Origin of the sequence: Micromonospora sp. (assembly GCF_048594385.1) — a bacterium.
GTDB classification, from domain to species: Bacteria; Actinomycetota; Actinomycetes; order Mycobacteriales; family Micromonosporaceae; genus Micromonospora; species Micromonospora wenchangensis.
Genome location: NZ_JBMDWU010000538.1, coordinates 1 through 7,419, shown reverse-complemented (window position 1 = coordinate 7,419; position 7,419 = coordinate 1). Strand labels below are relative to the sequence as shown.

At 73.7% G+C, this 7,419-nt stretch carries 7 protein-coding genes and 1 pseudogene; all 8 read left to right on the top strand.

The window, feature by feature from the left end; genetic code table 11:
* Nucleotides 1–352: pseudogene (locus ACOJTC_RS28560) on the top strand (beta-ketoacyl-[acyl-carrier-protein] synthase family protein); the annotation flags it as partial.
* A gap of 26 nt (nucleotides 353–378) precedes the next feature.
* Nucleotides 379–906 (top strand): beta-ketoacyl synthase chain length factor, encoded by a 528-nt coding sequence (locus ACOJTC_RS28555; RefSeq protein WP_420119212.1) that lies wholly within the window; start codon nucleotides 379–381, stop codon nucleotides 904–906.
* Nucleotides 903–2,519 carry a class I adenylate-forming enzyme family protein gene (locus ACOJTC_RS28550; RefSeq protein WP_420119211.1) on the top strand — a complete coding sequence of 539 codons (1,617 nt, stop codon included), beginning with the start codon at nucleotides 903–905 and terminating at the stop codon, nucleotides 2,517–2,519. The genes ACOJTC_RS28555 and ACOJTC_RS28550 overlap by 4 nt, the downstream gene beginning before the upstream one ends.
* On the top strand, nucleotides 2,516–3,775 hold the full coding sequence (locus tag ACOJTC_RS28545) for a beta-ketoacyl-[acyl-carrier-protein] synthase family protein (RefSeq protein ID WP_420119210.1): 1,260 nt from the start codon (nucleotides 2,516–2,518) through the stop codon (nucleotides 3,773–3,775). The genes ACOJTC_RS28550 and ACOJTC_RS28545 overlap by 4 nt, the downstream gene beginning before the upstream one ends.
* 70 nt (nucleotides 3,776–3,845) lie before the next feature.
* The gene (hppD, locus tag ACOJTC_RS28540) at nucleotides 3,846–4,940 is read left to right on the top strand and encodes a 4-hydroxyphenylpyruvate dioxygenase (RefSeq protein ID WP_420119209.1); all 1,095 of its coding nucleotides are present in this window, start codon (nucleotides 3,846–3,848) and stop codon (nucleotides 4,938–4,940) included.
* Between the two features lie 11 nt (nucleotides 4,941–4,951).
* A complete protein-coding gene (locus ACOJTC_RS28535; protein ID WP_204922917.1) occupies nucleotides 4,952–5,875 on the top strand; it encodes a phytanoyl-CoA dioxygenase family protein in 924 nt (307 codons plus the stop codon).
* A 2-nt stretch (nucleotides 5,876–5,877) separates the two neighbouring features.
* Nucleotides 5,878–6,675 carry a DUF3050 domain-containing protein gene (locus ACOJTC_RS28530; protein WP_088647713.1) on the top strand — a complete coding sequence of 266 codons (798 nt, stop codon included), beginning with the start codon at nucleotides 5,878–5,880 and terminating at the stop codon, nucleotides 6,673–6,675.
* The coding region (locus tag ACOJTC_RS28525; protein WP_420119208.1) for a thiamine pyrophosphate-dependent dehydrogenase E1 component subunit alpha at nucleotides 6,672–7,419 on the top strand (748 nt) is incomplete at its 3' end. The genes ACOJTC_RS28530 and ACOJTC_RS28525, both read left to right, overlap by 4 nt.

The window sequence follows — 7,419 nt, the reverse complement described above, 5'->3', positions numbered from 1 at the left end:
GGGGGCGGGCTCCGTCACCGCCACCCCCACGGCACCCGGGTGCCGGCACGCCTCCGAGGCGCCGCCGCTCGGGGGGCCCGTGGGGGGGGGGGCGGGGCAGGTGCCGGTCAGCTCCACCAAGGCGCTGCACGGGCACGCGTTGGAGGCGTCCGGCCTGCTCGAACTGGTGGTCACCGTGGCGGCCCTGGGGCACGGCAAGCTGCCGGTCAACGCCGGCTGGCTCGGCCCCGACCCGGCCTGCCCGCTGGACGTGGTCACCGCCGCGCCCCGCCCGGTGACCAGCCGGTACGCCCTCAGCCTCAACGCCGCCTTCGGCGGCGCGAACACCGCCCTGCTGGTGGGTGCGCCGTGACCGGCACGCGCGGCCCGGGACCCGGGATCGTCCCGGGCCGTCCGGCCGGTCACGGCGCACCCCGGGTGCTGGCGCAGGCGCGCTGGCCGGAACCGGGCGACGGGCCACCACCGCCGCTGCCCGGGTTCCTGCACTCGCCGTTCGCGCCGCTGGTCGCGGCGGTGGCCGGGCGTTGCCTGGACCGCCGGCCCGGTGGTCCGCCGGCGGCCGGCAGCCGGTGTGCGGTGGTGCTGGTCAGCGCCGCCGGTGACCGGCCCAGCGCCACGCACGTCCGGTCGACCGTCGCCGCCGGGGGGCGGGTCGGTCCACTGTTCTTCTTCCAGTCGGTGCCCAACAGCGTCGCCGGGCAGGTCGCCGCCCGGTGGGGGCTGACCGGGCCGGTGGTGTGCCTGAGCCCGACGGGTGACCCCCGGGCCGACGCCATCGCCGAAGGGGAACTGCTGCTGTACGACGGCGACACCGACGAGGCGTTGCTGGTCATGATCGACGAGGCACCCGACGCGACGCCCACCGGTGCGGTCGCGGTGCTGCTGGGGGGAGGAGACAGTCAATGAGGACGAAGGGACTGCGGGGGGTGCTCGCCGCCGATCCGCAACTCGGCGCGGGAAACGTGCTGGCCCGGGTGCTGGCCCACGGCGCTGACCCACAGGGGCCGGGGCTGACCTTCGACACCCCGGTCGACGGGCACCCCGCCGGGCAGCCGCTCACCCTGGGGCAGCTCGACGAACGGGTCGCCGCACGGGCGGCCTGGCTGCACGCCCGGGGGGTGCAGCCCCGCGACCCGGTCGCCGTCTGGGCCACCGCCGCCGCCGACATGGTGCTGAGCTTCCTGGCGCTGACCCGGCTCGGCGCGATCCCCGCGCTGATGAACGGCAGGCTGCGCCCCGAGATCGCCGCCGAGTACATCCGCCGGCTGCGGGGCGTCGGGGTGCTCGCCGACGCCGCGCACACCGAGCTGCTGGCCGGGCACGACCTGGGCGTACCCCTGCTCGGTACCCCGGCGGAGGCCGGCGCCGGCGACCCGGCCCGGTCGCCCGCCCACTACCGGCACCACCCCGACGACCCGATCGTCATCACCCACACCTCCGGCACCACCGGGGTGCCCAAGGCGGTGCTGCACTCGCACGCCAGCCTCTTCGCCGCCACCCGGCACCTGCTGTCCATGCCGCAGGCGCAGGGCACCCGCCGCATCCTCAACGCGCTGCCCGCCCCGCACACCGCGACGGTGCTGATGGTCAACCAGGCGCTGGGCAACCGGGCGGAGATGTTCCTGCTCTCCGAGCAGGGCGGCGAACGGGTCCTCGACGCCATCCAGCAGTGGCGGCCCGACGGGGTCTTCGGCTTCTCGATGACCTGGGCCGAGCTGGCCCGCTTCGACCTGAGCGGGTACGACCTGGACTCGGTGCGGTTGTGGTTCAACACCGGCGACTGCTCGCACGAGCCGCACGTCCGCCGGCTCGTCGCGGTCGGCTCACGGGACGTGGTCACCCGGCAGGGCGTCACCCGGGTCCCCGGGTCCGTCTTCATCGACGGCCTCGGCTCCAGCGAGATGGGGCACTCGATGTTCCACATCACGCACACCGCCGACACCGACCGGTACGGCCGCTGCGTGGGCCGGCCCTACCGGTTCGCCAGGGTGGCCGTCCTCGACGCCGAGGGCAACGAGCTGCCCCCCGGCCAGGTGGGTTTCCTCGGCATCGACTCGCCGTCGCTGTTCCGGGGCTACTGGAACGACTCGGTCACCAGCTACCGGTTCCGGCTGCGCGGCTGGTACCTCACCGGCGACCTGGTCCACGCCGACGCCGACGGCCGCTACTACCACCTGGACCGGGCCGTCGACTCGGTGACGCTGCCCGACGGGCGGCGCTACTTCACCGCGTTGTCCGAGGAACGCGTCCTCGCCGCCTGCCCCGACGTCACCGACTGCACCGTGCTGATCGTCGCCGACGGCGACACGGTCACCACCGACGTGCTGCTGGAACTGGCCCCCGGGGCCGATCCAGGCGTCGACCGGACCGCCACGATCCGGGCCGCGCTCGGCGCGGACGTGGGGGCGACCCTGCGCCGGGTGGTGCCGGTGAGCGCCGACGACATCCCGGTCACCGTCACCGGCAAGGTCCGCAAGGTGGCGCTGCGGGAACGCTACCTCGCCGAGTCGTCGTCATGACCGTCGTCATCACCGGCATGGGCCTGTTCAGCCCCGTCGGGCGAGGGGTGGCCGACACCTTCACCGCGTTGACCACCGGCCGGTCCGGGCTGGGCCGACCGCCCGAGGGGCACCCGGCCCGGGAGTCGCTGGAGGTCGCCGGGGTGCTCCCGCCGATCGACCCGCGGACGGTCGCCACCGGCCCGGAGACCAAGGTGCTCGACCGGGTCGTGCTGTTCGCCCTGCTCACCGCCGCCGACGCGCTCGCCGACGCCGGTATCACGGTGGGGCGGGACGTCGACCCGGCGCGGATCGGCGTCGTCGTCGGCGGGGTCGGTGGCATGTCCACCCTGGAGCAGCAGGTTATCGCCCGCACCGAGCGGGGCCGGGCCGCCGTCAGCCCGTACCTGCTGACCGGCATCCTGCCGAACATGGCCTCGGCGCGGATCGCCATCGCCCACGGCATCCGCGGCTACAGCTCCTCGGTCGGCACGGCCTGCGCCTCCGGGGCCCAGGCGGTCGCCGACGCGGCCCGGCTGATCCGGGCCGGCGAGGCCGACGTGGTGCTCTGCGGGGCCAGCGAGGCGCCGCTCTTCCCGACCTTCGCCGACACCTTCGGCAACGCCCGCGCGCTGGCCCGGGGCTGGGCGGACCCGACCGAGGCGAGCCGCCCCTTCGACCGGCGACGCAACGGGTTCGTGCTCGCCGAGGGGGCCGCCCTGCTGGTGCTGGAACGGGCCGGACACGCCGCCGCCCGGGGCGCCCGCACGTACGCGGAGGTGGCCGGCTACGGCAGCACCACCGACGCGCACCACCCGACGATGCCCCGGCCCGACGGGGAGGGGGCGGCCGACTGCATGCGCGCCGCCCTGGCCCGCGCCGACGTCCCGCCGGCCGAGGTCGGCTACGTCAACGCCCACGGCACCGGCACCAAACTCGGTGACATCGCCGAGAGCACCGCGCTGGGCAAGGTCTTCGGTGTCGGCGGGGTGCCGGTCAGCTCCACCAAGGCGCTCACCGGGCACCTGCTCGGCGCGTCCGGGGTGGTGGAGGCGGCGGCCTGCGCGCTGGCACTGAGTGCCGGCCTGCTGCCGCCGACGTACCACCTGGACGACCCGGACCCGGACTGCCCGGCGGACCACGTCCGCGACGTGCCCCGGGCGAGCCGGGCCGAATTCGCGCTCACCAACTCCTTCGGATTCGGCGGGCAGAACGTGAGCCTGCTGCTGCGGCGCACCACCGGGGCTGGCGCCCGGCCCGCCGAGCCGGGGAGGTGATCGACGCTGCGACCCGGGCCGCACGCGCCCGGACGGCAGTCACGGGGGGACATGGGGAAGGGCTGGAGAGATGGATATTCGTGGAATAGACCACATTGAACTGTACGTGGGGGACGCCCGGCAGGCGGCCTTCTATTTCGGTACCGCCGTCGGTTTCACCCTGCTCGGGCAGGGTGGGCCGGAGACCGGGCTGGTCGGGCAGCGCTCCCTGCTGCTGGGGCAGGCCGACATCCGGATGGTGCTGACCACCGGCCTCACCGCCGAGCACCCGGCCTCGGGGTACGTGGCCCGGCACGGTGACGGGATCGCGGTCGTGGCGGTGGAGGTCGGCGACGCCGCCGGGGCGTACGCGGAGCTGGTGGCCCGGGGTGCGACGCCGGTGACCCCGCCGCGTACCTGGACCGGCGCGGACGCCGAGGTGGTGACCGCCGAGGTGGGCGGCTTCGGTGACGTGCTACACCGGCTGGTGGAACGCCGGGGCGACCGGGCCGACTTCCTGCCCGGTGCGATCGAGGCGACCCCGGCCGGCGGGACCGACGACCGGCTGCTCGCCGAGATCGACCACCTGGCGGTCTGCGTGCCGCCCGGCCAGCTCGACGACACCGTGTCGCTCTACGAGCGGGTCTTCGGCTTCGCGCAGATCTTCGAGGAGCACATCGAGGTCGCCGGTCAGGCGATGAACTCCAAGGTGGTGCAGGACGCCTCCGGGCGGGTCACCCTGGTGCTGCTGGAACCGGACGCCGGGCGGCGTCCCGGCCAGATCGACAAGTTCCTCAGTGAGCACCACGGGGCCGGGGTGCAGCACCTGGGGCTGCGCACCGACGACATCGTCGGCGCGGTCGGCGCGCTCGGCGCCCGCGGGGTGCGCTTCGCCGGCACCCCGGCTGCCTACTACGACGACCTGGAGCAGCGGGTCGGCAAGATCGACGCGCCGTTGGACCGGCTGCGGGACCTCAGCATCCTGGTCGACGCCGACCACGGCGGGCAGCTGTTGCAGATCTTCACCGAGTCGATGCACGTGCGGCGCACCCTCTTCCTCGAACTCATCGAGCGGCGCGGGGCACGCACCTTCGGCAGCGGCAACATCCGGGCCCTCTACGAGGCCAAGGAACGGGAGTTGGCCGTGGCGGGGGCGACCCCCGCCGTCGCGGCCGGCACGGCATGAGGAGCAGGTGCATGACCACGACACATCCGACGTTGACCGCCGAGGAGGAGGCGCTGCTCCCGTCCGACGAGGACGTGCGCCACTACGCCGAGCACGGCTGGTACCTGTCCAAGAAGCTGCTCACCGACGACGAGGTGGACGCCCTGACCGCGGCCACCGACCGCTACTACGACGGTGAGCGGGACCGCACCCTGCCGGTGCGCCCGCCGAAGCTGGCCTACTGGGACCCGTCGAAGGGGCCGGTGCAGCGGCACAACGACTACGTCCACCACGAGCACGACGGGATCGCCGCGATCCTGCGCAAGCCGCTGATCGGCGCGGTCGCCGCCCGGCTGGCCCGGGCCGACGAGATCCGCATCTTCCAGTCCACGCTGATCTACAAGCCGCCGATCTCGGGCGAGCCGTCCAACATCGTGCCCTGGCACTTCGACAAGCACTACTGGTCGTCCTCGTCGTCGGAGCGGATGCTCACCGCGTTCATCCCGTTCCACGACTGCGGTGAGGAGATGGGCACCATCACCATGGTCGACGGCTCCCACCGGTGGTCGGAGACCGGCGCGGACGACACCGTCGTGCGGCACTTCGCCGAGCGGGACCGCGACCAGCTCGAGGAGATGCTGGCCGAGAACGCGGCGCACAACGGCGCGCAGATCCGCAAGATCCCCATGGTGATCCCCAAGGGACACATGAGTTTCCACCACTGCCGCACCTACCACGGCAGCGGCGCCAACGTCAGCGGACGCCCGCGCCGGGCGATCTCGCTGCACCTGCAGGACGGCGACAACGCCTACCGGGAGTTCCCGCTCTCCGACGGCAGCCTCGCCGCGTACAACCACGACGTGCTGGTCCGCCGCACCCACGACGGGCGGCCGGACTACGCGGACCCCGACTACTGCCCGGTCATCTGGCGCGATCGCGCCCAGCAGGGAGGCTGAACATGTCACGGTACGACTGGGGTAAGACGCACCCGGGCATCGAGCGGTTGGAGCAGGCGGTGACCGACCGCCGCGACGTGGTGGTCAAGCACCCGCTCTACGCCAACCTGGACACCCACGAGGCGTTGGTCACCTTCATGGAGCACCACGTCTTCGCGGTCTGGGACTTCATGTCCCTGCTGAAGTCGTTGCAGCGGCAGCTCACCTGCGTGACGGTGCCGTGGATCCCCACCGGGCCGACCGGCAGCCGGCGGCTGATCAACGACATCGTCATGGTGGAGGAGAGCGACGAGCTCGGCGAGGGCTACATCAGCCACTTCGAGCTGTACGTGCGGGGGATGGGCGAGGCGGGCGCGGACACCACCGCCGTCGACCGGCTGGTCGACCTGCTGCGCGGCGGCACGTCGGTGACCGACGCGCTGGTCGAGGCGGGTGTGCCCGAGGCGTCGCGGGCGTTCGCCGCCACCACCTGGAAGATCATCGAGTCGACGCCGGTGCACTGCCAGGCCGCCGCGTTCGCCTTCGGCCGGGAGGACCTGATCCCCGACATGTTCACCCAGGTCGTCGCGGTCAACGAGCGCAGCAACCGGCTGCACACCTTCGTCGACTACCTGGAGCGGCACATCGAGGTCGACGGCGAGCAGCACACCCCGATGGCGATGCAGATGCTCGCCGACCTGTGCGGCGACGACGACGTCAAGTGGCAGGAGTGCGCCGACACGGTCAACCTGGCGCTGACCGCCCGTGCCCAGCTCTGGGACGACATCCTCGCCGCCGTCAAGGAGGGCCGCGACAGGTGACCGACGCCGACCCGGCCCGGCTCTACCGCACCGTACGGCTGATCCGCCGGTTCGAGGAGCGGGCCATCGCCCTGGTCCGCTCCGGGCACATCGTCGGCGGCATCCACCCCTACCTCGGTCAGGAGGGGATCGCCGCCGGCGTGTGCGCCGCGCTCGGCGCGGGGGACCTGGTCACCGGCACCCACCGGGGGCACGGCCACGTGCTCGCCAAGGGTGCCGACCCGGCCCGGATGATGGCCGAACTGTGCGGCCGGGAAACCGGACTGAACCGGGGCCGGGGCGGCTCGATGCACGCGGCGGACCTCTCCATCGGGGTGCTCGGCGCCAACGCCATCGTCGGGGCGTCCCCGGCGATCCTCACCGGCGCGGTGTGGGCGCACCGGCAGCGCGGCAACCCCGTGGTCGGGGCGAGCTTCTTCGGTGACGGCGCGGTCAACGAGGGGATGCTGCTGGAGGCGTTCAACCTGGCCGCGCTCTGGCGGGTGCCGGTGCTGCTGGTCTGCGAGAACAACGGCTACGCCACCACCATGCCGGTGGCCGGCGCGGTGGCCGGCACCATCACCGGACGGGCCGAGGCGTTCGGCATCCCGGCCGTCGTCGTCGACGGGCAGGACCCGGAGGCGGTCCGGCAGGTCACGGCCGCCGCCGTCGCGCGGCTTCGCGGCGGCGGCGGGCCGGGGGAGGTGGAGGCCCGCACCAACCCGGTAGCAGCCCACCACCCCATCGAACACCCGGTCAGCCAGG

Bases quoted from the DNA above. Each gene is read 5' to 3' on its own strand.
- ACOJTC_RS28550 (WP_420119211.1), top strand. From the start codon at position 903: ATGAGGACGAAGGGACTGCGGGGGGTGCTCGCCGCCGATCCGCAACTC.
- ACOJTC_RS28535 (WP_204922917.1), top strand. From the start codon at position 4,952: ATGACCACGACACATCCGACGTTGACCGCCGAGGAGGAGGCGCTGCTC.
- ACOJTC_RS28545 (WP_420119210.1), top strand. From the start codon at position 2,516: ATGACCGTCGTCATCACCGGCATGGGCCTGTTCAGCCCCGTCGGGCGA.
- hppD (WP_420119209.1), top strand. From the start codon at position 3,846: ATGGATATTCGTGGAATAGACCACATTGAACTGTACGTGGGGGACGCC.
- ACOJTC_RS28530 (WP_088647713.1), top strand. From the start codon at position 5,878: ATGTCACGGTACGACTGGGGTAAGACGCACCCGGGCATCGAGCGGTTG.